The sequence below is a fragment of the Clostridium sp. TJA032 genome, from assembly GCF_058310275.1.
Window position 1 is genome coordinate 221,890 of record NZ_JBZEFB010000001.1, and the last position, 26,566, is coordinate 248,455.

Below are 26,566 nucleotides of genomic sequence, written 5' to 3' on the forward strand. Positions count from 1 at the left end.
GAGAGTTTTAAAGCTCCTTATTGATTAAAGCAAAGTAAGAGGATAAATCCTTATATTCTATATTTCCATCAGCCTCATAAAGAATTGCTAAATGAGAATCTTTAAAGGAAAGAGAGGAGTAACCACCACCTAAGTTATTTCCATCCTTAGGATAAGGGGTGCATATTTCCTTAACTCCACTAGATAAATCATCAAAGTCAATCATATAAAGAGTAATATTATCTCTTATATATTCTCCCTTAGTATTTTTGGGAGCAGAAATAAAACCTAGCCTATGACCACTTTTACTTATTGCTTTAACAAAGGCACCTTGACAACCAGCCCCTTTTCCTGTTAATATCTTGCCATTTAAAGGGGGATATATTTCCCAAGTTTCTCCTAAGTCCTGAGAAATATAGGAAGCTCTATAGCCTGAATAGTCATATCTTGTACTCATTATTAAAGCACCCTCTAATTCAATAAGCATATTTTCAGAGGTGTTTGAATTTGGAACTTTATTTCCCATGGTCCATGTTTCTCCATTATCCTTTGAATATATAATTAAGGAGTAGTATTTGTTTTCTTCCCCTTCTCTTAGGGAAATCTGTGCTGGCATAACTATAGTTCCATCTTCCATAACAATACCAGAACCAACTCCTCCTAGCCAGCCTATAGTATTTTCAGGTTGGTTTTTAACTTTTAAGTTTTTAGTTAAATCTATTTTATTAGACCAGCTTTCTCCCTTGTCATCAGAATAAACCATTTGAACAGACCAGTCCTTTCTTCTTTCCTTAGTGGTCATTGCCCAATTTCCATCTGTATTCCAAGAGCCTGCAATTAATATTATTCTACCTGTTTTTGTAATAACTGTTGTGGAGTCCATTACACGAGAAAATTTTTGGTTTATTCTATTATTTTTCATGGCAATATTATAGGTCCATGTTTTACCAAAGTCTGTACTTCTTGCACAACCTATATCTATATAAGCATGGTCATCAGGACCCTTATAGCGAATATCTGAAAAGGCTAAAATAGTATTTTCATCTACTATTTGTAGATTTGGTATTCTAAAGTATTTAGAGTTCCATATATTATCTTCTTTATTAAAAAGTATTAAGGGCTTTATGTCCTTATTTATCTCTATATTCTTTAAGCCATCCTTTTTATTGCACATAAATATAATCTCCTCCATAAATTCATAGTTACCTTTATAAAAGGTTTTTATTTTAAATTTTGAAAGTAAATAATATATATAGAAAATTATAGAATATTTTCAAATAAATTATAACAGTATTTAGAAATATTTACTATTAAATAAGAGGAATATATTTCTTTTTGGAGTTTCTTACATATTTTAATTAGGGGAGAAGGAAAAAACTTAAGGAGGGAAAGTAGAAAGTTTTTTGATATAATTAAAAGGTCGTAGGTATAATTATTTTAAAAAGTGAGGAAAAAGATGAAAGTAAGAGTTCCAAATTATTTTAAAGAATTTAAGTGCATAGCATCTAAATGTGAAGATACTTGTTGTGCAGGATGGGAAATTGTAATTGATGATGAAAGTTATGAAGCTTATAAAAAAGTTCAAGGAGATTTTGGAAAGGTATTAAAAAGCAAGATAGTAAAAAGTGAGGGGGATAATATATTTCTTTTAAATAAGGGAAGATGTTCTTTTTTAAATGAAAGTAACCTTTGTGACCTTTATTTAAATCTTGGGGAGGAGTATCTTTGTTATACTTGTAGGCAGTTTCCAAGATATACTGAGGAGTTTTTAGATTTAAGGGAAATTGGCCTTTCAATGTCTTGTCCTACTGTAGCTAGAATTATTTTAGGAGATTGTAAAAATACAACCTTTATTTTAGAGGAGGAAATTTCTAAGGAGAAGGAGTATGAAGAAGAGGGCCTTGAGAAAGAGGTACTTTTAGACTTTTTAAAGGCAAGAGAAATTATTTTATCCTTTGCAAATAGGGAGGATTTAACCTTAGAGGAGTTTATGATTTTATCTCTTTATTTATCAAGGGATATTCAAGATAAGATAGATTTAGGAGATATGGATGAAATTACTTCCCTTTTAAAAGAGTATGAGGATTATGATTTTATAAAGTCAATCTTAAAGGAAAGTAAAGAGTATAAGAAGAAAAAAGAAAATAGGTATGTAAATTTAAGAGAATATATAAAGTTTTATAAGGGAATTAAGCATATAAATGAAAAGGACCCTTTAAAGCTTAATAAGGCCTTAGAATATATTAATAAGGGAGAGGACTTTTATTTAAGGGAAGAAGAGGAATTTAAGAAGTATTATAAGGAAAATAGTTATAAGTTTAAGAATATCTTTGTGTATTTTATTTTTAGATATTTTATGAAGGCTATTTTTGATTATGATGTTTCAGCTAAGGTTAAGTTAGCTATAGTAAGTACCTTGATTATTGAGAAATTATCCTTATTTAGATTTTTAGATAATAATAAAAGTTTTGGTGAGGAGGATATTGTAAATATAAGTTATATGTACTCTAAGGATATAGAGCATTCAGAGGAGAATGTAGAGGATTTACAGGAGATTTTTGAAAGAGAAGAGGTCTTTTCCTTAGAGGAATTAATGGCTTTTTTACTTTAATTTTTAAGTGAGATTAAGGAGAATTTATCTTTATAGATAATAACTATTTAAAACTTGGCTTAAGTGGTATATAATGTAAGTGTAATAAAATTAATGAGAGATTTGATTTTTAGGAGGCTTAAGGTATAAGAGGCCTAGGATATAAGATTATTACTCGACACAATAATTTTTTGCTAACTAAAAGTTAAGCTTTTCAAAAGAGTTTAGGTAGTTACAAGACTTTATTTCTTGTAGCTACTTTTATTTTCCTTATTAAAAGAAACCTTGTCTTAATTTTGTAATATTTTGTCTATAGAATATTAATATAAGAAAGCTATTAGTTTTTTTACTTATATCTAATCTTTTTAAGATTTAAATTTTTTCTAATTTTTTAAAGGCTTTAGGAAAAGTTTTTAGAAGTTTTAGTATAAAAGCTTACTCTTAAAGAAAATATTATAAAATTTTTGGCGAGGTGATAGTATGGATTCTGTTTGTGAAGAAATATTAAGTTTAGAAAAGGCCTTAATAAAACCAGAGGTTAGAAAGTCTGCACTTGAGATAAAAAAGATTTTATCAAAGGATTTTGTGGAGTTTAGCAGTTTAGGAAGTGAATATCATTATAAGTTTGGTGATGTCTTTCAAGGGGAAGAGGAAGAGAAAGGACTAAACTGGGAGATATTAGACTTTAAGGTTAGAGTACTTTCTAAGGATTGTCTTTTAGCAACTTATAAGGTTATAAAGCATGATGAATTAGAAAAGAAGAAGTATTCTCTTAGAAGTTCTATATGGATTAAGGAAGAAGGAAGATGGAAAATGACTTTTCATCAAGGAACTCTTTTAGATGAGGAAAGGTTTTTTAAGCCTTTTTAAAACTTTTAAAATAGCGAAGTCTTAAATTAAATTAATTTAAATCTTTATAAAGGAGAAAGAGTTATTATGGGTATTTGGATTTTTATGACCCTAATTAGTTTGCTTATCCCTTCTTCAATGATATTTTTTGGGAGATATTTTAAAGAGGGGAGACCAAGAAAAATTAATAATGTTGTAGGCTATAGAACAACTATGTCTATGAAAAATGAGGATACTTGGCTTTTTGCTCATAAGTATTGTGGCAAGCTTTGGATTAAAATAGGAACAGTTATGTTTTTTATTTCTCTCCTTTTAATGCTATGCTTTATAAATAGTAGAAAGGGCTTTATTGAAAATCTAGGCTTTATACTTATGCTTTTACAATGTGGAATGCTTATTTTTACAGTTTTTCCTATAGAAAAGGCCCTTAAGAAAAACTTTGATAAATTTGGTAATAGAAGGCTTTAAATATATAACTCCCCTTTAGGAGAAGGGGAGTTAAAATCTATGAATTAATAAAAGTATCAATAAAATAAAACTTACTAATCTAAAAAGTATTTTTGTTCTTTTAACCCCTCTTTTTTCTAAGCCCTTATCATCTCCAAAGGGAAATATCATATAAATAAATACTATGGAAAACTCAATTACTCTGCAAAGTGTACTAAAGAAAGGGATTTTGTAGAAGTAGAAAAGGGAAAATAGGTAGAGAATTAAAAGAAGAGAGCAACTTATTCTTAAAGTAAGGTCAGTTTTTTTTCTTAAATTCATGTATTTATTGTATTTTTCCTTGCAGGATAGGGAACAGAATTTGTTTTTTTCCTCTCTTTCTAAAGTATCTAATTCCTTGTGGCAGTATTTACATCTATTTTCTTTATAAGTAGTCATAATTTATCTCTCCTTACATTTACAGTTTTAATATTCTTTATATTCTATTGTTTTTCTTTGGAAAATGTACCTTATTTTAAAATTATTACAAAACTTTTAATTTTTTATTAATTAACAATTGCTTTATTTTATTGATAGTCTTTTTTTAAAGTTATTTATAAATATTTTTTAATTTGTAAATAAAAGGGGTATTTTTCTTGTGAATTGGAAATCAAAGGATAATTATTTTTAGAAAAATTAATATATAATTGAATAAAAAGAATAAAATGGTATTTTGAGGAGTTTAAGGATGAAAAAGAAAAAATGTTTAGCTATGTTATTAGTTGCAGGACTTTTATTTGGAACTTTATCAGGTTGTGGAAAAGAAGAAGTAAGTAGTGAGGAGGGTACTCAAAGTAAAAGTGAAAGTACCTTAGAGGATTCTTCTAAGAAAGATAGCAATGAAAAGCAAGAGAGTAAGGATAGTGATAAGGCTTTAAAAGAGGAGAAAAAGTCTTCTGACTCTGCTAATAAAGGAGAGAATAAGGAACTTAAGAAAGAAGAAGGAAGTAAGGAGAATAATAGTAATAATACTTCTAAAAAGGAGAGTAGTGAAGAAAAGGTTAAGGTTGCTAAGATAGATAATAAAGAGGGGACTTCTAGTAAAGAGAAGCTGGGAAAGAGTAATTCTCTTAAGAAAACATATATTAAAAAGATGGCTACTTTAGAGGAAGATTATGATAATTTAGACAAGGAAGCTCAAACAGAAGCTGGTGCTACTCAAAGTGGATTAAATTATATAAGTGGAAAACAGGCAAAGCTTTGTGATGATGAGTTAAATGAAATATATAATTCCTTAAAGAAAAATTTAAGTAAGGAAGAATTTTCAGAGCTTGAAAAAAGCGAAGTTCAATGGATTAAAGAAAAGAATGCTAATATAGATAAGATAAAGGAAGAATATAAGGGAGGAAGTGTATGTCCTCTTATGGTTAATTCTTATGTGGCTAAGGCAAGTAAGGATAGATGTTATTATTTAATAAATAATTATATGAATTAAGGAATAAATTGAAATAATTGTTGATAATAAGTTCTATAGATTATAAAATTTTTATGAATTTCAGAGTAACTTATAGAATAAATTAAAAGAGTGTACATATTTTACACTCTTTTTAAAAATTTTTTATAAATTTTTATTTAATATCCTTATAAAATTGTGGTAAATATTTTTTATGTGCTATTAAAAGTTCATCTAAAATAATTTTGGCTAAATTACCTGAGGGTATTAATGGGTTTATAGTGAATGCGTGTAAAGCTTTATTATAATTACCATCTATTGCTGCTTTAATTGTTGATTCTTCCATAGCTTTTTGAAGTTGTATCATTCCTCTAGGTTCTGCCTCAAATTTACCCCAGTTTATTGGAACTGCTCCATGTGAACCAATTATACTTGAAACTTCTACTACACAATCATATGGCAAGTCATTTATACAACCATTATTAATAGTGCTAACAACCATTGTAGTTTTTTTATCATTAAATATAGAAGATATAAGTTCACAAGCTGCATCACTATAATGTGTACCACCACGCTTAGTTAATTGCTCCGGCTTATAATCTAATTTAGGATTCTTATAAAGTTCAAATAATTCTGTCTCCGTTCTTTTTACTACCTCCGCTCTTGTATTGCCATTTTTAAATTCAACTAATTCAGTATTTAGCATATCATCAGTAATATAATAATACTTGTGGTAGAAACAAGGCAAGATGCCTAAGTCATTTATTTGTTCATAGTTGAATTTTATATCAGCTATGTTCTTTACTCCACCTTCAACCTTTTTACACTTAGTTGGGTGATAAAGAAGGTCTATTAATTCCTTAGTACGTTCTTTTCCTGTTTCATCCCATACTCTGTGCCAATGGAAGTGATTTAAACCAGCAAATTTAAATGTAAGCTTTTCTAGTGGTACATCTAAAGCTTGTGAATCTTGGTACATTAAGTTTATAGGTACATTACATAAACCAATAGTTTTATCCCAACCACCTATTTTGATAGCAGCCTCTGTTACCATTCCAGAAGGATTAGTAAAGTTTACTAGCCAAGCATTAGGGCATAATTCCTTCATATCCTCTATTATATCCAATATAACAGGAATAGTTCTAAAAGCTTTAAATATTCCACCAGCTCCATTTGTTTCTTGACCAATTATACCATGGCTTAGAGGTATTCTTTCATCTTTAATTCTAGCCTCTAAAAGTCCTACTCTAAATTGTGTTGTAACAAAGTCAGCATCTTTTAAAGCATTTCTTCTGTCTAAAGTTAAGTTTATTTGCCAATCAAGTCCAGCAGCCTTAACCATTCTCTTAGCCATTGCTCCAACAATCTCTAGTTTTTCTTTACCTTCTTCTATATCAACTAACCATATTTCTTTTATTGGAAGTTCATTCTTTCTTTTAATGAATCCTTCAATTAGTTCTGGCGTATAACTTGAACCACCACCAATAGTTACAATTTTAATCTTATCCATAACATAAACCCTCCAAATAAAAATACAATATAGTATTTATTTCAATAAAATTAAAAAAAATCCTTTATATTATTGATAATAAAATATTTATTTTTTTTAAATTTATTTTAGAAAAAATTGGTTTTAAATTAATTTTTTTTTGTAATATTATTAAATATTTTAAAATATATATATAATAATGTGAATAAAATGTCTTAATTTAAATATTAAGGAGGTGTTTTAAATGAAGAAAATTATATTATCTATATATGAAAGTTAGAATTAATAAATAAATAGATGGAGGTGATATTATATTGTTATAGCTTTAAGTTAGTTTTTTTATTAAATAAAACTATAGAAACTGCTTTACAATATAATATTAAGGTTATGGTATAGTATTGATTCATTATGGTATATGTGAGAGTAAAGATGTTTTTAGATAAATCACTAAAGTTACTTAAGAATTAAAAATTATCTTTTAAATTATAAAATTTATATAAGAAGGTGGGTTTTATGTTTAATTCTATAATTGGTTGGTTTGAAACAAGGGTAATTCCTATTATGACTAGAATAGGACAATTAAAATATTTGTTGGTTTTACGGGATTCTTTTATGGTGACATTTCCTATAACTCTTTTTGGTTCTTTTACAGTGATATTAATGAACTTACCTTTTGTACCAAAAGAATTTACTAATTTTATGAGTAATTTATTTGGGAATGTTGGTAATGCAACTATAAATATAGTTTCTTTATTTTTGTGTTTTTCAATAGGATTTTATTTAGCAAAAGCTAATAATTATGATTCAGATGCTCAATATGTAGGAGCAACATCATTAGCATCATTTTTGTTAGTTACTCCAGCTATGAAATTATTAGAAAATGGAGAAAAAATTGATGGCGTTTTTAATATAGCTCAACTTGGAGCACAAGGAATGTTTGTATGTATGTTAGTTTCTTTTTTATCAGCCGAGTTATATATGTTTGTTCTTAAAAAAGGTTGGAAAATAACTATGCCAGAAATGGTTCCACCAAATGTTGCTAAATCATTTTCAGCTTTAATACCTGTTATTTTTTCTCTTTTTACCATTACTTTGTTAAATTTTGTGATAATTAATTTATTTAAATATGATATACATTCTCTTATAGTAAATTGGATTCAAAAACCATTATTAGGTATAGGATCAACTTTAGGAGCAGCAATATTAGTTACTGGAGCAATACAATTTTTATGGTTTTTTGGAATACATGGAGACAACGTTGTTGGTCCTGTAAGTAAGCCAATAATGGAGGTTTTAAGAATAGAAAATCTAGAAGCTTTTCAAGCAGGACGTGAATTGCCCAATATAGTTAATTCACAATTTCTAGATACGTTTAGAAATGGACTTGGAGGAACTGGTGGAACATTGTTAGTTGTAGTTATTATGATTTTTATAATGAAATCTAAGAGAATTAGAGATTTAGGAAAATTAGCTTTAGGACCTGGAGTATTTAATGTTAATGAGCCTATTACATTTGGATTACCTACAGTTTTAAATCCGTTATGTATAATTCCGCTAATTTTAGGTCCAATAGTTGCGACTATAGTAGCTTATTATTCAATGGCTTGGGGAATAGTTCCACTTTGTACAGGAGTTGAAATACCATGGACTACACCTGTATTTATAAGTGGTATAATGGCTACTAATTCAATAATGGGAGGTATATTACAATTAGTACAGATGTTAATAATAGCTTTAATATGGTTTCCATTTTTAAAAATTATAGATAAGCAAAATTTAGGTCAAAATTAATTATAATTATTGAAAAGATTTCTTTTATAAATAGTTAAAGCTATATAAAGGAAATCTTTTCATTTAAATAAAAATATTATGGAAAGAAGTAAAGTATCATGTTATATTTATTTTGTGTTTAAAAAAAGTTTTTATTTTTTTAAAAACTTTCTTTAAAGACCTAAAGTATAATTTTTATTACTTTTTTAAAGACTATTTATAAAAATGAAAAGGATTAAGGGGAGAATAGAGAATGGAACTTAAGATATACAAGATTAAGGCAGATTTAAAAAGAGGAAGATTTAAAGAGGAAGGCAGAAGAACTTTTCCCCTAGGAAATACAGGAGAGAGTTTCTATTCCTTAGGAAATTTAATGAGGGGGATTGAGGACCTTTATTTAGAAGGGAATCTTTATCTTATTGAAAAAGAAGAAGATTTAGAAAAATTTTTTAATCCCTTAGGGAAGTGGATTGCAAATAAAAAATATTATTTAAATCATCCTAAGAAAGAAAGAGAGAATTTTCTTTTAGAGGGGAATAAGTTTCATGAATACATATTAAGAGAACAACTTTTAGAAGTTTCAAGGTATCTTAAGGAAAATTTTAAGGTGTTAAAGGTTTCTTTTGAGCTTTTAGGAGGGGAGGAAGATACCTTTTTAGGACTTTCTAAGCTTTTTAAAGAGGAAGAAAGTATTATTACCTATGAAGAGGGGAAAATGATTTTTTCTTTAAAGAAGGATAAGGATAAAGAGGACTTTATTTGGATAAAAGATTTTAAAATTTTTAATAATAAGGAGCTTTTAGAAAAAGAGAGGAATTTTCTTTTAACTTTAGATAACTCCTTTGGAATTAGTGAAAAGATAGGAAAGAGAATTGGAATTAAAGCTTCTTGTCTTAAGGAGTATTCTCTTAAGGTAAGTTTTTAAGATAAATTATAAAAAGCATCAAGGAGAATTTAAGGTAAGCCTTGATGCTTTTTTAGTTATACTTTTAAAAGTTTATTCCTTAGAGGCATACTTTGGATTGGCAATACGAATCATGCCTTTAAAGGTTTTTTGCAAGTTATTAAAGGCTTCTAAAACCTTATTAGGAATGTTAACAGAGGCTATAAAGTTTTTACCCTTAGGGCCATAGCCTTCTTCATTATCTGAAAGTCTTGGGATTTCTCCCATTAAAAGATTTATGTATTCTTCCATAGACCATAGACCTAGATAGTTATCTTTAAAGGTAAGTTTTCCTTCCTTAATTTGAACTTTTGTTTTATAGGTAGCAAAGTTTATAATAGTTAAATCCTTTCTATATTTTCTAAGACCTGCCTCCATACGTCTTTGCATTGTAGCATCTTGCATTATTATAATATTTTTTATATTTATCTTTTCCTTTTTTAAAAGGGATAGAAGGTTAGTTATGTTATTACCACAGTTTGTTGACTTCTTTTCTAAAAGAGTAAGGGAAATATTATATTTTTCCTTTATATACATATTAAAAATCTCAGCTTCACTTAAGTTTTTTAAATTCATTCCCTTTAGGTAAGGGGCTACCTTTTTTCTTAATTTATCTGTGGTGTGTCCATTTCCTCCAACTATTATATAGTGCTTTGCTATATTGTTTTTTATGCCCTCTACTAAAAGGTCTCCACCATATAAAATGCTTCCTCCAAACAGCACTAGAGCATCTGCTTTTTCAATGTTATAGTGTTTTTTTAGTTCTGAAGATTTTAAAGCTTCTATATCTCTGTTTCCACAGAAATCTCCTAAAATATTTATGTCTTTTTCAATATTTTTATCTATTTTAATATTTTTCTCCATAAACTTAATACCTCCAAAATTTTATCCTCTTTACTTTAAGAGAAGAAATTTTTCTTTTATTTATACTTTTATTATAAAGACTTTTTCCTCTTAGAAAAGAAAAGCTATTAAAAAAGATGTTCTCTTTCTTTGCCTTTTGAGAACATCTTTTTATTTTCATAGGAATATATTCCAAATTCTTGTTACTACAAAACAGGTTCCAAGACCTAAAACTGTGGGAATTAAGAAGCTTAAAGCTGTCCATTTTATACTTTTTGTTTCCTTTTGTATGGTTAGAAGGGTTGTCCCGCATGGATAGTGCATTAGGGAAAGAAGCATAACATTTATAGCTGTTAAAAGTGTCCAACCATTTGAAACTAGAAGATTATATAGGTCATTTAAGTTATCTAAATCTACCATGGTTTTTGATTTTAAATAACTCATAATTATAATTGGCATAACAATTTCATTTGCTGGTAATCCAAGAATAAAGGCCATTAGAATATAGCCATCTAAACCTATAAGTTCTGCAAAAGGATTTAAAAAGTTTGCACAGTAGGTAAGGAGAGAAACATCTCCAATATTTATATTTGAGAAAAGCCATATTACAGCACCAGCAGGAGCTGCAACTACAAGGGCTCTTCCTAAGACATAAAGGGTTCTACTAAATATTGACCTTACTATAACTTTTCCAACTTGAGGTTTTCTATAAGGAGGTAGTTCTAGTATAAAATTTGAAGGAATCCCTTTTAATAAGGTCATGGAAAGAATCTTAGACACTATAAAGGTTATTAAAACTCCTAAAATTATAACTAAAGTTACAGCTAAGGCTGATAAAAAACTTCCCTTTAAGCCAAAGGAAAGCCCTCCTATAAATATGGTTGATAGGGAGATTAACAAAGGAAATCTTCCATTACAAGGCATAAATACATTAGTTAAAATAGCTATAATCCTTTCTCTAGGAGAATTAATTATTCTACAGCCTATAACTCCAGCGGCATTACAGCCAAGGCCCATGCACATTGTTAGAGCCTGTTTTCCACAGGTTAAGCACTTTTTAAAGCCTTTATCTAGATTAAAGGCTATTCTAGGAAGATAGCCTAAGTCTTCTAAAAGGGTGAAAAGTGGGAAAAATATTGCCATAGGAGGTAGCATTACAGAAACTACCCAAGCTAAAGTTATATATATGCCATCTACTAATATTCCTTTTATTAAGGGGTGAATATTTATATAGTTTAAAAATTCTCTAAGAAATACTTCTCCCCTTGCAAATATTTTTGAGAGCATTTCAGAAGGGTAGTTTGCTAAGGTTATTGTTATCCATAGGGTTATTAAAAGGGTCATTATCATAATAGGTATTCCAAAGGTTTTTGATACAAGAATTTTATCTAATTTTTTTTGAAAATCTTTATATCCACCACCGGAAACAGTAGCTTTTCCTAAAGCTTCTCCCTTTTTTATTAAGACCTTTATTAATTCATCCTTTAGGTTTTCTTTGTATTCTAGTCTTATGGGAAGGAGTATCTTTTCTATTTTAAAAAGCATAAATTTGTTTATGGAGTATTTTTTTGAAAGAGTGTCTATTATTTTTTCATTTCCTTCTAGAAATCTTAGGGCAATCCATCTTATTTTTTCTCTTGGGATGTTTTCATTTTTTTTTAGCAAGGAAGAAAGATTCTCTATGGCTTTTTCTATATAAGAAGGATAGGTTACTAGAGGGAGGTTTTTTCTTTCTTTCTTTTTTATTAATTCTTTATAGAGAGTTTCTTTTAGGTTTTTTATTCCCTTATTTTCTCTAGCAGAGGATTTTACAATTTCTACATTTAGTTTGTTTGAGAGTTCTTTTAGGTCTATTTTTATATTGTTTTTTTCTGCTTCATCTATTAGATTTACACAAAGTATGGTTTTTTCTGTGATTTCAGATATTTGTAAGTAGAGATTTAAATTTCTTTCAAGGGAGGTTGCATCTGCAACTACAATTACTAAGTCTGGATTTTCAAAACATAAATAATCTCTTGCAATTTCTTCTTCTTCTGAGTTTGAAAGAAGGGAGTAGGTCCCTGGTAAGTCTACAAGTTTTATCTTTAAATCCTTTAAGGAGAAGTATCCTTCAGCCTTAGCTACAGTTTTTCCTGGCCAGTTTCCAGTATGCTGATTTAGTCCTGTTAAAGCATTAAATAAGGTGCTTTTACCTACATTGGGATTTCCAGCTAAGGCTACAAGAAAATCTTCTTTTTTTTCTCCTTCTAAATCCCTTTTTAAAAGCTTTTTTATATTAAAATATTTTCCTAACATAAATCTTCTCCTAAATAAATTACTTCTATATAATCTCCTTCTTCTTCTCTTAAGGCTATTATGGTTCCTCTTATTAGGTAGGCTCTAGGGTCTTTAAAGGGACTTTCAAAAAGCACCTTTATCTCTGTATCTTCTATTATTCCTAAGTCAAAAAATCTTCTTCTTAGTTCTCCCTTTGCACTTATATTAATTACCTTTACTTTAGACATAATTTTAGCTTCATGTAACTTCACCTTTATCACTCCTAAGGTTTTAATCTAAGATTTATAGCCTTTTTTTAGAAAAATTTATAGTTATAGGCTATATAATAAAATATGATAAAGAAGAATTTAGTGTGATTGAAAGTTTAAAGGAGAGTTAAGCAGAGTTTTAATTAGTAAAAGTTTTAAGAGAATAATAATTATTTTTTAAAAGTTAAATTTAATTAATAAAGTATGGGAAATTATTTAAAAAAATTAATTTTACCTTATATATGCTTTAATAAAAGGTTGAAAAATATTAAAATTTATTAAATTTGATAAATGTAAAAAGAAAAATAACCATGCTAAAATGTATTTAATGAAAAATACGCCTTTTTAGGAGTGTTTTGTTTTAACGAAAGAATAAGTTTTTGAAGTACTTTAGAATTAGTTTATTTGATTTAGGTTTTATTGAGATTTTTAATTAGGAGGCAGAGTAATATGAAGAAAACTATTTACTATAATGGTACTATTTTAACTGTAAATGATGATATGCCAGTTGTTGAAGCTGTTATGGTTGAAGACGGAAAGATTAAAAAGGTTGGAAAAAAAGATGAAATCTTAGCTTTAAAGGATGAGAGTACGGATTTATTTGATTTAGAGGGAAAAACTATGTTACCTGGTCTTATTGACCCTCATGGACATATTTTTGCTGTTGCTCAAACTTTAACTGTTACTAATTTAAGTGAGGCTAAGTCTATTGATGAACTTCTTGATATTTTAAGAAAGAGACTAGAGGAAAGTCCTATAAAAGAGGGAGAATGGCTAGTTGGTTTTGGATATGATAATACTAAGTATCCAAATGAGGAGCATCCAACTAAGTTTGATTTAGATAAGGTAAGTGATACTATTCCTATATTTATAAGTCATGCATCAGGGCATTTAGCAGTTGCTAACTCAAAGGCTTTAGAGGCTTTTGGCTATGTTGGAGATAATTATGAAGTTCCAGAGGGTGGTATTGTTAGAACTGTTGAAGGAACTAAGGAGCCAAATGGTATCTTAGAGGAAAATGCTTGTTTAGACCCAGAGAAGAGAAACTGCATACCTAAGCCATCTTTTGATACTGTTATGCATAGTCTTAAAAAGGCACAGGAACTTTATGCTTCTCTTGGATTAACTACATGTCAAGATGCAAGTGTTGATGAAGGAATACATAAATTATTGCAAGATGCAGCTGAGAATGGAATTTTATTTATTGATATAGTTGGTTTTGCTATGCAACCTACTACAATGAAGCTTCTTCAAGATGAGGGAACTCCTAAGAGAGAGTATGTAAATCATTATAAGTTATTAGGAGGAAAGGCTTGGCTAGATGGTTCTCCTCAAGGAAAGACTGCTTGGTTAACAAAGCCATATTATGAGGTTCCTGAAGGAAAGGATAAGGATTATTGTGGTTATCCAATTCAAGAGGATGATATTGTTACTGCATATTTTAAATCTTTAATTGATAATAATATACAGGTAAATGTTCATTGTAATGGAGATGCTGCTTCTGACCAATTTATAAGATGTTATAGAAATGCTTTAGAGGCTTCAAAGAGTTATGTTGATTTAAGACCTGTTATGGTTCATTGTCAAACAGTTAGAGAGGACCAATTAGATGAGATGAAGGAACTTGGAATTATTCCAACATTCTTCTTAGACCATATTTATTACTGGGGAGATTATCACTATGAGTCAGTTTTAGGTCCTGAAAGAGCTAATAGAATTAGCCCTGCTAAGTCTGCTTTAGATAGAGGTATGAACTTTACTCTTCACCAAGATCCACCTGTTAAGATGCCAAATCAAATCTTAGCTATACACAATGCTGTAAATAGAAGAACTTTAGGAGGAAGAGTTTTAGGAGAGGATTTAAGAATATCTGTAATGGATGCTATTAAGGCTGTTACTATAAATGGAGCTTACCAATACTTTGAAGAAGATACTAAGGGTTCTATTGAGGAAGGAAAGGTTGCAGACTTTGTTATTTTAGATAAAAACCCACTAGAAGTTGATAAGGAACATTTAAAGGATATAAAGGTTCTAGAAACAATAAAAGGTGATAAGGTAATCTATAAAAGAAAATAGATTTTTATAATAAAATATTAATATTTTTTTAGTTATTTGTTTTGAAGTTATAAATTGAAAAATACCTTCTTAAATTAATTTTAGGAAGGTGTTTTTTATTTTGCTTAATTTAAGTAAATTAGTTGAAAATATTATTTATATATTAAAGTTTATAATTATATTTTTATGAGATTTGGTGTCATAATATAACATTTTATTGACGATAAATGGTATTGGTAGTACATTATCGTTAAAAGGTTAAAAAATTACATTATATAAAGAATTTAAAATATATTTTAGGAGTATTAATTAAAATGAAGGTTTTAAAGGATATAGAAGAAAAGATTGTAAAAGAAATTGAATATATAGAACCTAAAGAATTTATAGATAAAGGATATCTTTTTAGAAATAAACTTATTGTAAATTCTAAACGAGGAAATATTTTAAAAGAGATTAAAAGTAGTTTAGAGGAGTGTAAGAATTTTTATTTTAGTGTTGCTTTTATTAGCTTTAGTGGACTTCAACTTCTTTTAGATACTTTTAAAAGTTTAGAAAATAGAGGGGTTAAGGGGAAAATAATAACTTCTACGTATTTAAATTTTACTGAGCCTAAGGCTTTAGAGAAAATTAGAGAATTTGAAAATATAGATTTAAAAATATTTATTGCAGATAGTAGTAAGGGGTTTCATACAAAGGCTTATATTTTTGAAAATGAAGATAATTATAAATTTATAATAGGTTCATCTAATATGACTCAAAATGCTTTAAAGAGTAATGTTGAATGGAATGTTATGATTGTATCTAAAAAAGATACTGAGTTTGTTAGAGAAATTTTAGAGGAATATGATGATATATGGAATAGTATTGGTTTTATTGATGATGAATTTTTAAAAAAATATAATGAATTTATTAATAATATCAAAAAAAGTGAAGAGAAAGTAGTTATTGATTTAAAGGATTATGAGATTATAAAACCTAATTTTATGCAGAAAGAAGCTATGGAAAATCTAAATAGGTTGAGAGCTTTAGGAGAAAATAAGGCTTTAGTTATTGCATCTACAGGTACTGGAAAAACTTATATGTCTGCTTTTGATGCTATGAATTTTAATCCTAAAAGATTATTGTTTTTAGTTCATAGAGAGGATATTTTAAGAAGTGCTGAGAAAAGTTATAGAAGTATTTGTAGAAATAAAAATATTAAAATGGGATTTTTTACTGGAAATTCAAAGGATAAGGACTGTGATTATTTATTTTCTACTGTTCAAACTATGAGCAAGCATTTAGAAAGTTTTCAAAGGAAAGATTTTGATTATATAGTTTTAGATGAAGCTCATCATAGTACAAGTAAAACCTATGAAAAAATATTAAACTACTTTGCGCCTAAGTTTTTACTAGGAATAACGGCAACTCCAGAAAGATGTGATTCTGGAGATATTTTTCAGGTTTTTGATAATAATTTGGCTTTAGAAATCAGATTAAATGATGCACTAGAACATGAACTTATAGTCCCTTTTCATTATTTTGGAATAACAGATATAGATACCGTAGATTATGAGGGAGTTTCTTTAGAAAATATTTCAGAAATTTCTAAAAGGTTAATGATTAATTCTAGAGTTGATTTTATTATTGAAAAGATGAATTTTTATGGTTTTAATGGTAGCAAACAAAAAGCTATAGGTTTTTGCGTAAATAAAGAACATGCATATTATATGGCTAAGAAGTTTAACGAAAATGGAATTTACAGTATAGCTTTAACTGGAGAACATTCTATAGATAAAAGGGAAGAGGAAATTAAAAATCTTGAAGATGAAAATCATGATTTAAGAGTTATATTTACTGTTGATATATTTAATGAGGGAGTGGATATTCCTTCAATTAATCAGATTTTAATGCTTAGACCTACTAATTCACCAATTATATTTATACAACAACTTGGTAGAGGATTAAGAAAATATAAAAATAAGGAATTTTTAACTGTTTTAGATTTTATAGGAAATCATAATAAGGCATTTTTAATTGCTATAGCATTAAAAGGGGATAGATATTATGATAAAGATAGTTTAAAGGTTTCTGTATCTACAGATTTTTCAGAAGTTCCGGGTTGCTCTAATATACAAATGGATAGAATTTTAAAGGATAGAATTTTAAAACAATTAAATATGGAAAATTTTAATAGCCTAAGATATTTAAAGGATGAATATAATCAATTTAAAGCTCTTTTAGGAGGAAGAATTCCTTATTATTTAATGGATTATGTTAAATTTGATGGTGCCCCAGATCCTATTAAATTTATAAGTTATGGTAAAACATATCAAGGTTTTCTTCAAAAGGTAGAAAAGGAATATGAGGCTTTAGAGCTTTTAGATGAAAAATTTTATAAAATTTTAAGAGAACTTTCTATTAAGCTTCCTTTAAAGAGGCCACATGATTTTGCAATAGTTAAAGAATTGATTTATAAGAGTGAAATAAATATGAATGAAGCTTCTAAGGCAATTAAAAAATATATAAAATACGTAGATGATGAAACTATTTTTCATGCTTTTAAAGTGTTAAATCAAGATTATTATGATTCAAGGGAAAAAAGTAATTTTATTAAAATATTTGATTTAGTTGATGATAAATTAGTTAGATTAATTGACTTTGAGAGAATTTTAGGAAATAAAAAATATAAAAATATTATAGTTGATTTATTAAACTATGGACTTATAAATTATGAAAATAGATTTGGAAATAAAAACTATGGTATACCATTTTTTAAGCTTTATGAACAGTATCAAATGGTTGATACTGCACTTTTATCTAATTATGAGAAGATACATAGTTCTTTTAGAGGAAGTGGATTAATTACAAATGGAAATAATTATTTTCTTTTTATAGATCTTCATAAAGGAGAAGATATAAAGGACAGTATTAATTATAAAGATGAATTTATAAGTAGAACTTTATTTCAATGGGAAACTCCAAATAGTACATCACAAAATTCTGAAAGAGGTAAGAATATAATATTTAATAAAGATAGGGACATTAAGCTTCATATTTTTGTAAGAAAATATAAAGAGATAGATAAAAAAGTACAACCATATATTTATATAGGAAAAGGAAATTCTATAAATTTTTCTGGTGAAAAGCCTATTAGAGTTTTAATAGAACTTGAGAATAAGGTGCCAGAGGAGCTTTATATAGAGTTTACTAAAATGGTTTAATATATTTAAAGATAAGATTATTGCATGAAAAAAAATTTAAGATTTTTTACTTTAAACTATTAGTCTGCGTATAAAGAGATTAAGAGTTTATTTTATTAAAAGTAGAAAATAAGTTTTAATATATTGTTATTTTTATATATCACCAAAAATTTAAATATAATTGACTATAAAAAAATAATGACATATAATTAATTTTTGCAATGAGGCAGAGATTAATTTTAAAAATTATAAAGTATAATTATGTTTAATAATATATTAAAATATGTAAAGTAATATCAAGGAATAAAAAGGGTTTAAAGAAGAAAGATAAACAGGAGATAATTGTAGTAGATTAATTTGGTTAGTATAATTGGGGCAATAAATATTAGAGAAATTTTAAAATATTATTATGATTAAACAAAAATATATTATATTAGCAGATAATAATATAAAATGTTTAACAATATTAATTGAAAAATGTTAGGAGAATAAAAATGAAACCTTTTTTAAAGTGGGCTGGTGGTAAAACACAATTGCTAGATACAATAATAAATGAACTTCCTCAAGATATGGAAAATATAGATACATATGTAGAACCATTCTTAGGAGCAGGTGCAGTATTCTTAGATTTTTTGAGTTCTAATAAGTTTAAAAAATATATAATAAATGATATAAATACTAAATTAATAAATGTTTATAAAGTTATTAGAGATGATATTGATTTACTAGTTGAATTTTTAAAAAATATTAAGGAAAAATATTTATCTTTTGAAGAATTATCTGAAGATAGAGAAAAAATGTATTATGAAATAAGAGATAAATTCAATAGTAATGGGGTAGGAAAAATAGAGTTAGCAGCTTATTTTATATTTATAAATAAAACTTGCTTTAATGGTTTATATAGAGAAAATTCAAAAGGAAATTATAATGTACCAATGGGAAAATATAAAAATCCAGCAATTTTTGATGAAGGAGAATTAAGAGAAGTTTCAAAGCTACTAAATAAAAGAAATAACAATGGTGATTTAATTGTAACTATTTTAAATTTAAAATATAATGATTTGAAAGAATATATCAATAAAAATACATTTGTGTATTTTGATCCACCATATAGACCAGTTACAGTTGGGGGTTTTAGTACTTATAATAAAGGTGGTTTTAATGATTATTCACAGAAAGAGTTAGCAGATTTTTATAAAGATGTATCAAAAACAGGTGCTAAATTAATGCTTAGTAATTCAGATCCAAGAATATTAGATGAAAATGATGATTTTTTTGAAAAAATGTATGAAAATTTTTATATACAAAGAGTATATGCTAATCGTTCTATAAATTCAAAAGGAAACGGTAGAGGTGGAGTTTCTGAGTTATTAATTACTAATTATAAAAGAGAAAATAGGATTTATATTGGAGATGATGGTAAGATGGATAGTATTTCAAAGGTTTATAGAGAAAAATTAAATTTTAAAAATGCAGATGAAGTCTTTGAGCATTTAGTTGGAGATATTAAAGATACTATAAAAGGGTGGGATTATTTTGTCAACTGGGAAAAAGCAATAGGAAATATGAAGTCAGTTGAAAAAGCTTTAAATGTATTAAATTATTTAATAGGAAAAGAAAATATAGAGCAAGAAGCTAGAGAATTAATAAGGGAAAATCCGCAAGTTATAAATATATTTCCTATATTAGTAGCTAGTAGAGATAAAGATTTTAAAATATTAGAACCTACAGAAGAAGATTTAATGAATTTTAAAGAATTTGATTTTAGTAAAAAAAGGACTAGAAAAGATGATTTAAGTGAAAAAGAATTAAATGATGCAATAGAATTTTTAAAGAAAACTAAATTATTAAAATTATTTGAAGATAAGACAATAAAAAATTTAGTTGATTATGTCCTTGGAGTTGAGGTTGGTTTAGATAGTAATGCTAGAAAAAACAGAACTGGAACTTCTATGGAAAATATAGTTGAAGTTGTAGTAAAAAAGATATGCAATAAAAATGATTGGGAGTATAAAACTCAAGTTACAGTAAAGGAAATTTATGATAAGTGGGGAATTGTTGTTCCTACAGATAAAAGTGCTAGAAGATATGATTTTGCTATAAAAAATAATGGAAAGTTATTACTTATTGAGGTAAATTATTTTAATGGTGGAGGTTCAAAATTAAAAACTGTTGCTAATGAATTTACTAAACTAGATAAATATATGAGTGATAATGGAATTGAATTTTGTTGGATAACTGATGGGTTAGGATGGAATACCTCTAAGAAACCTTTAAGAGATGCTTTTGATAATATGAGACAAATATTTAATTTAGATATGGTTGAAAAAGGTGCATTAGAATATATAGTAAATAATCTATAATTAAAATAGATTTTAGGAAAAGTTTTTTATAGATTAGTTATTTTGATAAATAATAAAAAAAGGAGCTATTAAGCTCCTTTTTTTAGTTTAAAGTTTTAATAATATTAGTTTTATTTACAATACTGAAAAGAAGTTTTATAAAAATTAAAAGTTAGTATTTGAAATACTAGAAAAAAGTTATTGAAAAATAGAAAATAGTATTTTATAATTTAAACATAGCAAGGGTTATTTATTTTAATTAAGCTTTTTCTTTTAAGTTTTTAGGATAAAGTAATTAATTAGAATAAATAAATTAAATTTAAGGAGTTGATAATTTTGAGAGAAACAATGGTAGAAAAAGCAAATGAGATTTTAAAAGGGGTTGATAGAAAGACTTTATCAAGTTCAAATTTTGATATTTATGTAAGCAGGGTATTTCTTTTAGCTTATGGTGAAAAGGTTGGAGTTTTAGAGGAAAATTCTTTAAAGAGAATTGTTGAGAGTTATGATTTAAATAAGGAATTTATAGAGGTTGAGAAGGAATTAGGTGAGAAGGTAGAAACTTTAAGGGAAGTTTTTGAGATTTTTGGTCAATTTGAAGGGGATAGTAAGTTAACAAATAACATTTTATATAAGTTAACTAATGCTTTTAATAGTGTAGAGGAATTAAGAGAGGTATTTAATTATATTATTGAAGGGTTATACAATACAAGATATGAAGCTTGTTTTAGTACCCCTAAGGAGTTAAATTGCTTAGCAGTTAATTTATTAGAACCTAAGGAAGGAAGTTTTTATGACCTATCCTTTGGTATTGGAGGAACAGCAGTAGCTGCCTATGAATATAGCAGAAAATTAGGAAAGCATTTAAGCATCTTTGGAGATGAAATAAATAATAAAGTAAGGGCTATTGCAAAGGTTAGAGCTTTTATAAATGGCATTGAGAATATAGATATACTTTGTGATAACTCTTTATTAGAACCTATCTTTTTAAAGGAAAATTTTAAGGAAAAGGGCTTTGATTATATAATTTCTGAGCCACCTATGCTTTTAAATTGGAGTGATATAAAGGATAAAATTGAAGAAGATAAAAATGGAATGTTTTCTTATGGTATGCCAGGAATTTCAAGGGGAGAATGGCTATTTATATCAGTAGCTTTAAAAGCTTTAAAGGAAAGTGGAAAGGCTCTTATAATAACTACACCAGGAGCTCTTTTTAGAGAGGGAAGTGAAGGAAAGGTTAGGGAGAGAATTTTAGCCTTTGATTATATTGAAACAGTAATAAATTTAGCTCCTTGTTTATTATTGAGTACTTCAATTCCATGTTCAATTATTATTTTAAATAAAAATAAAGAGGAGAACATGAAGGGGAAAATAAGGTTTATTGAAGCCTCTGAGATTTATACAAGTAATAAATTAAGAAAAAATTATTTAAGTAATGAGAATATAGAGGAAATATTAAAGATATATAGAGATTTTAAGGATGTAAAGGGCTTTAGTAAAACTATGGAGGTTAAGAAGTTAAAAGGGTCAAATATTTCTCCAAGTACATATATTTTAAAGGAAAAAATATATACTGAAGAATTTGGAGAAGTGGAAGTAGATTTAGAAAGTTTAAATCTAAAGGAGAAAATTAAGGATATTGGAGAGTGTTTTAGGGGAATAAACATAACTAATAGCACAGTTTTAGATGAAGAGGGAGCTTTTAAAATAATAAATGCCGTTGATATTAAGGATAATGAGCTTTATATAGAAAAAGTTCCTAATTATAAAATAGAGAATAATCCAAGGGTAGAGGCATATAAAGTTTATGCTGGGGATTTAATAATAAGTAGAACTGGTACAAAGATTGCTGTAGTTGAAAAGGACTGTGATAATTTATTAATATCACAAAATATTATTGGTTTAAGACTTAAAAAAGGGGTTAGTCCATATTATATAAAAGAGTTTTTATTAAGTCCTGTAGGAATGTTTTTATTAGAAAACCTTAAAAAAGGAAGCGTAGTTAAGATTATAAATCAAAAGGATATTGAGAATATTCCTGTTGTTTCCTACAAGGAAAGTGATGAAAAGCTTATAGAAAAATATAAGGAGGAAAGAAAGGAAGTTTTAGGAGAGATAGAAAAACTTAATAAGAAGCTTAAAGACTTAAAGCTTGATTTATATGATAAGATGGGAATTAAAGAGGGGTTTAAAATTTTATAATATAGAATTTTTGAAATTAACTTTTAATAATGCTTATAAGGATAAAAGAGAAAGGGGACTATTAAGTCCCCTTTTTTATTAAGCTTTTAGTTTTATTAAAACTAAATCCAAAGGGAGATTTAGGGATTTAGCTATGGTGCTTGGGGTTTTCCCTTTATGTTTTTCTAACAAGCTGTCTGGTATAAGTAGATTAGCTGCAAAGATTTGTGCATACCTTTCAAAATCATCCTTTGGTTTTAGATTTTTGTTATCTAAAACATGTAATTCTTCCTTTGGGTGAATTAGAAGATACCCTAATTCATGGGCACAGACAATTCTCTTTGTCATAAGGGAAGAATTTTTGTTTAGGTGTATTATTCCCTGTCTTTTATATTTTAAGCTATAGCCAGAGATGTTTTTTAGGTTTTCTTCAAGTATTATTATTCCCTTTCCTAGGGCTATTTCTAAAGGGTCATTTAATCCATATAACTTTATTAAGTCCTCTGCAATTTTCTTTATATTCATATTACCTTTGGTTTTATACCTAGTTTTATATAAAACCTATTCACCTTCCTTTCATTCTTTTTAGAAAGGATATTGATGTTTATAAATTTAAAATTACTTTTCTTAAAAAATATAAGGATTTTAATTTTACCTAAAAAGTTTAGATTAAAAGCTTAATTTCCCTTAGAGGAGAACTTATTTTTTGCAATAAGCTTTGCCATTTTCATGGAATGTTCTAGACTTTCCCTAAAGGCCTCTCTTGTTTCAGAGTCTAGTAAAAAACCTTCAAAGAAGATATTCTTTTCAAAGTTTGATAGATTTTTTAAGGTTTTTTCTAAATCCTCCTTAATGTTTAAGCTTTCTTTTTCAGAGAGTATGGCATTTTTGCAGTTTATAGGGGAAGTATAATCTGCAATATTTTTCTTATTTAATTCCTTATAAATTTCCTCTTGGCATGTTTCACAAAGCTCCTTAAATTCCTCCTCTTCATCTTCACATAAAGGAGGAAGAATATAATCCTCTTCTAAAAGAGAATCATCAAAAAAGGATTTTAAATCAAGTTTTAAGGCAGTAGCTAAGGCTTCAATAGTATCAAAACTTGGGTTATACCTGTTATGTTCTATATCCGATAGATAAGAGCGAGATATACCTGTCATTTCAGCTAAGGCCTTTTGAGTTAATTTTCTTTTTTTTCGTAATTTTTGTAGTCTATAACCTATATACATAAGTTAAAATATTGCTACTTAAAATATGGTCAAAGATATCCCTATTAAGATTTTTCTTTTAAATAAGACTTAAAGGTTTAGATAAGATTTAAACTTAGAACTAAAGCTTTATACCTTAAAAAAGATATAAATCTTAATATTATAAGTTTAGCTAGGTACTTTTTGAATATTTTGACTAGTAGCACTCCCTTCTTTAAAATTTTCTCTCTTAATAAACTTTCATATTTTCTTGAAAGTTTTCTTTTTTTCCTTTAGTTTTATATTTTAAATTTTCCTTAGTTTCCCTTGAAAATAATTGTATTTTAATAGATTAAATGTAAAAAATTATCACAAATTTATTTTAACAGGGTATTTCCGAACAATCAATAGTTTTTTGGATAAAAAGGTAAAATAATACAGACTTTCTAAGAAAAATGGAGAATTTTTAAGATACCATTAAATATATAGAGATAATTTAAGAGGAGAAGGAAATTTGAATTTTGGAATTGGGAAAAAAAGGTATTATAATTCCCTTGTAAGAAAAAGTAAGGATAATACTAGGAGTATTTGTATTATCCTACATTTTCTTTGGATTTTAATTAAGAAGGACAGGGGAAGAATTTTTAAACAGTAATAGTTTTATTTAAAAATTTTAAAAAAGGAGATTTTTTTAGGCTATCTTAAGATTTTAGGGGAAAGAATTTTAAGAGTTATAAAGCTTTAGGAAAGATTTTTCTTTTTTGTAGGGAGTTTATTTTGGATATTGATGTTTTACTTTAGTATTTCTTTTTAAGGAGAGGTTATGGGAGAGTATAAAAGTGTTTTTAAGATTAGTGAGGTTATGAGGTATTTAAATCTTAGGAAAAATAAGGTGGTTTCCTTTACCATAAAATGTGCTCCTAAAGGGCAGTATTTTAGAAGTAATTATGGGGAGGATTTTCTTCATCCAAGAAGGGGACATATAGTTGGAATTGCCTTTAGTGTATCTAGAGAAAGTGGAATATATATTCCTTTAAGACATAGAAGGGGAGAGAAGCTTAAAGATTGTGAGAGAATGCTTTCTTTTCTTAAGGGCTTTGTTTTTCATAACGAAGGGATTGTAAAGGTTTCCCATGATTTGTCTTTTCAGTCCTCTTTTTTATATGAGGAGGGAATTATTTTAAAGGAACCTTTTTTTGATACTATGGCTGGAAGTATGCTTACCTTTAAGGAGTATGGAATTTATAGAGGCTATGAGGATTGTAATTTTTATAGGCTTATTAAGGAAATTTTTAATTTTGACTTAGTAAATCCTTATAAGGACTTTAAGGGAGATTTTATTGATAATATAGAGCCAGAGAACAGGGAGAGGATAAGGCAGATTACTCTTTCTACTTCTTATATTTTAAGGCTTTATGACTTTTGCATTAACTGGTTTTTTGAGAATATAAGAGAACATAAAATTCTCTGTGAAAGGGTGGAAAGTCCTGCTTCTGTGTATACAGGGATTATGAAGAGAAATGGAATACTTGTAAATAAAAAACTCTTAAAAGAGTATAAAGCTAAGGCCTATAGAGAACTTAAAACTTTAAAAAGGGAGATTTTATCCTTTTCTAAAAGAAATATTGCCCTTGGAAAGAATCTTCAAAGAAAGGAGTTTAAGGATTTTTTATTTAAAGAGTTAGGGTTTCCAATTTTTAAAAGGTCATCAAAGGGAGAGCCTTCCTTAGATGAGGAGAGTCTTATTCTTATGGAGAAGTGGGCAAGGGATAATTTTAAGGAAGGGGAAGCTCTTATAAAGAGTATTAGAAGTTATAGAAGGTTATCAAAAATAGTAAGCACTTATATAGAGCCTATAGAAAGACATATGGATGAGAAAACTGGGAGAATATATGCAGATTTTCTTTCTATGGGAACAGAAACAGGAAGGTTTTCAAGTAAAAATCCAAATCTTCAAAATCTTCCAAGGGCCGATAATGACCCTTTAGGAATTAGAAAACTTTTTATTCCTTCTTCAAAGCATGTCTTTTTAGATTTTGATTTTTCTCAAATAGAACTTAGGGTAGGGGCTTATTATTGCAAGGATAGAAAGATGATTAAGGCCTTTAGAAAGGATTTAGATATTCATGCCATGACAACCTCTATTATTTATTCCATACCCTTAGAGGAGGCACTTTTTAAGGAGCATAAGGAGTATAAAAGAAGAAGAACTATTGCTAAAAACTGCAATTTTGGTGTTTTCTTTGGTCTTTTTCCAAAGGGGCTTAGGAGAACCTTAACCTTTAAGGGAGGAATTGATATTGAGGAAGAGGATTGTGAAAGAATTATAAAAAGCATAAAGGAAGGGTATCCAAGACTTTCCTTATGGCAGAAGGAGGCAATAGAGTATGCTCTTAAAAGAGGCTATGCAAGAAGTAGAATTGGAAGAAGGCGTTATTTAAAGGAGTTAACTTCTAAGGATTTTTCTCTTAGAAGTTATGGAAAAAGGTGTGCCTTAAATACTCCAATTCAAGGGACAGCAGCAGAGATTATAAAAATATCTATGGGGAGAATTTTAAGAGAGTTATCAAGCAGAGAGTATATAAAACCAATTCTTCAAATTCATGATGAACTTTTATTTGAGGTTAGAGAGGATAAGCTTAAGGAGGCAATAGCTTTTATAAAGGATTCTATGGAAAGAAGTCCCTTTAAAGATTTTAACATTCCTATAAAGGTTCAGTATGCTGTAGGGAGAAACTTTAAGGATTTATAA

Annotated in this window: 19 protein-coding genes; 11 read left to right on the forward strand and 8 right to left on the reverse strand. The window is 27.7% G+C overall.

Annotated elements, in window-relative coordinates; translation table 11 throughout:
- Positions 1 to 7: 7 nt before the first annotated feature.
- Positions 8 to 1,153 (reverse strand): sialidase family protein, encoded by a 1,146-nt coding sequence (locus tag AC4FRL_RS01000; protein ID WP_491138118.1) that lies wholly within the window; start codon positions 1,151 to 1,153, stop codon positions 8 to 10.
- Between the two features lie 282 nt (positions 1,154 to 1,435).
- On the opposite strand from AC4FRL_RS01000, the gene fliB reads away from it, so the two are divergent.
- The 3 genes from fliB to AC4FRL_RS01015 all read left to right on the forward strand — a co-directional run bounded on the left by fliB (position 1,436) and on the right by AC4FRL_RS01015 (position 3,886).
- Positions 1,436 to 2,590 (forward strand): flagellin lysine-N-methylase, encoded by a 1,155-nt coding sequence (fliB, locus tag AC4FRL_RS01005; RefSeq protein WP_491138120.1) that lies wholly within the window; start codon positions 1,436 to 1,438, stop codon positions 2,588 to 2,590.
- A 459-nt stretch (positions 2,591 to 3,049) separates the two neighbouring features.
- Positions 3,050 to 3,439, forward strand: coding sequence for a nuclear transport factor 2 family protein (locus AC4FRL_RS01010; RefSeq protein ID WP_491138122.1), 390 nt, complete (start codon positions 3,050 to 3,052; stop codon positions 3,437 to 3,439).
- Between the two features lie 66 nt (positions 3,440 to 3,505).
- Entirely contained in the window at positions 3,506 to 3,886 is a 381-nt protein-coding gene (locus AC4FRL_RS01015) for an SdpI family protein (RefSeq protein ID WP_491138124.1), read from the forward strand.
- A 30-nt stretch (positions 3,887 to 3,916) separates the two neighbouring features.
- Here AC4FRL_RS01015 and AC4FRL_RS01020 read toward each other — a convergent pair whose 3' ends face one another.
- A complete protein-coding gene (locus AC4FRL_RS01020; RefSeq protein ID WP_491138125.1) occupies positions 3,917 to 4,303 on the reverse strand; it encodes a hypothetical protein in 387 nt (128 codons plus the stop codon).
- A 289-nt stretch (positions 4,304 to 4,592) separates the two neighbouring features.
- On the opposite strand from AC4FRL_RS01020, the gene AC4FRL_RS01025 reads away from it, so the two are divergent.
- On the forward strand, positions 4,593 to 5,339 hold the full coding sequence (locus AC4FRL_RS01025) for a lysozyme inhibitor LprI family protein (protein ID WP_491138127.1): 747 nt from the start codon (positions 4,593 to 4,595) through the stop codon (positions 5,337 to 5,339).
- A 133-nt stretch (positions 5,340 to 5,472) separates the two neighbouring features.
- Here the strand turns inward: AC4FRL_RS01025 and AC4FRL_RS01030 are convergent, their stop codons facing one another.
- Positions 5,473 to 6,807: a 6-phospho-beta-glucosidase gene (locus AC4FRL_RS01030; protein WP_491138129.1), complete on the reverse strand. Its 1,335-nt coding sequence runs from the start codon at positions 6,805 to 6,807 to the stop codon at positions 5,473 to 5,475.
- Positions 6,808 to 7,299: 492 nt separating this feature from the next.
- Between AC4FRL_RS01030 and AC4FRL_RS01035 the strand changes: the two genes are divergently transcribed.
- Positions 7,300 to 8,577 carry a PTS sugar transporter subunit IIC gene (locus AC4FRL_RS01035; protein ID WP_491138130.1) on the forward strand — a complete coding sequence of 426 codons (1,278 nt, stop codon included), beginning with the start codon at positions 7,300 to 7,302 and terminating at the stop codon, positions 8,575 to 8,577.
- 232 nt (positions 8,578 to 8,809) lie between these two features.
- Positions 8,810 to 9,481, forward strand: coding sequence for a hypothetical protein (locus AC4FRL_RS01040; protein ID WP_491138131.1), 672 nt, complete (start codon positions 8,810 to 8,812; stop codon positions 9,479 to 9,481).
- A 72-nt stretch (positions 9,482 to 9,553) separates the two neighbouring features.
- On the opposite strand, the gene AC4FRL_RS01045 is transcribed toward AC4FRL_RS01040, so the two are convergent.
- The 3 genes from AC4FRL_RS01045 to AC4FRL_RS01055 all read right to left on the reverse strand — a co-directional run bounded on the left by AC4FRL_RS01045 (position 9,554) and on the right by AC4FRL_RS01055 (position 12,870).
- Complete coding sequence (locus AC4FRL_RS01045; RefSeq protein WP_491139511.1) at positions 9,554 to 10,345, reverse strand: YdcF family protein; 792 nt, start codon at positions 10,343 to 10,345, stop codon at positions 9,554 to 9,556.
- A gap of 174 nt (positions 10,346 to 10,519) precedes the next feature.
- Positions 10,520 to 12,637, reverse strand: a complete 2,118-nt coding sequence (gene feoB / locus AC4FRL_RS01050; protein WP_491138132.1) for a ferrous iron transport protein B — start codon at positions 12,635 to 12,637, stop codon at positions 10,520 to 10,522.
- Complete coding sequence (locus AC4FRL_RS01055; RefSeq protein WP_491138133.1) at positions 12,631 to 12,870, reverse strand: FeoA family protein; 240 nt, start codon at positions 12,868 to 12,870, stop codon at positions 12,631 to 12,633. The genes feoB and AC4FRL_RS01055 overlap by 7 nt, the downstream gene beginning before the upstream one ends.
- Before the next feature lie 447 nt (positions 12,871 to 13,317).
- Here AC4FRL_RS01055 and AC4FRL_RS01060 point away from each other — a divergent pair, with 447 nt between their 5' ends.
- The 4 genes from AC4FRL_RS01060 (at position 13,318) to AC4FRL_RS01075 (ending at position 22,648) form a co-directional block, all read left to right on the forward strand.
- Entirely contained in the window at positions 13,318 to 14,943 is a 1,626-nt protein-coding gene (locus AC4FRL_RS01060) for an amidohydrolase (RefSeq protein ID WP_491138134.1), read from the forward strand.
- A 293-nt stretch (positions 14,944 to 15,236) separates the two neighbouring features.
- The gene (locus AC4FRL_RS01065; protein ID WP_491138135.1) at positions 15,237 to 18,125 is read left to right on the forward strand and encodes a DEAD/DEAH box helicase; all 2,889 of its coding nucleotides are present in this window, start codon (positions 15,237 to 15,239) and stop codon (positions 18,123 to 18,125) included.
- A 473-nt stretch (positions 18,126 to 18,598) separates the two neighbouring features.
- Entirely contained in the window at positions 18,599 to 20,467 is a 1,869-nt protein-coding gene (locus AC4FRL_RS01070) for a DpnII family type II restriction endonuclease (RefSeq protein ID WP_491138136.1), read from the forward strand.
- A 315-nt stretch (positions 20,468 to 20,782) separates the two neighbouring features.
- Positions 20,783 to 22,648 (forward strand): N-6 DNA methylase, encoded by a 1,866-nt coding sequence (locus tag AC4FRL_RS01075; protein ID WP_491138138.1) that lies wholly within the window; start codon positions 20,783 to 20,785, stop codon positions 22,646 to 22,648.
- Positions 22,649 to 22,726: 78 nt separating this feature from the next.
- Here the strand turns inward: AC4FRL_RS01075 and AC4FRL_RS01080 are convergent, their stop codons facing one another.
- Positions 22,727 to 23,152 (reverse strand): ImmA/IrrE family metallo-endopeptidase, encoded by a 426-nt coding sequence (locus tag AC4FRL_RS01080; RefSeq protein ID WP_491138140.1) that lies wholly within the window; start codon positions 23,150 to 23,152, stop codon positions 22,727 to 22,729.
- Positions 23,153 to 23,304: 152 nt separating this feature from the next.
- On the reverse strand, positions 23,305 to 23,856 hold the full coding sequence (locus tag AC4FRL_RS01085; protein ID WP_491138142.1) for a helix-turn-helix domain-containing protein: 552 nt from the start codon (positions 23,854 to 23,856) through the stop codon (positions 23,305 to 23,307).
- A gap of 781 nt (positions 23,857 to 24,637) precedes the next feature.
- On the opposite strand from AC4FRL_RS01085, the gene AC4FRL_RS01090 reads away from it, so the two are divergent.
- Positions 24,638 to 26,566: a DNA polymerase gene (locus AC4FRL_RS01090; protein WP_491138144.1), complete on the forward strand. Its 1,929-nt coding sequence runs from the start codon at positions 24,638 to 24,640 to the stop codon at positions 26,564 to 26,566.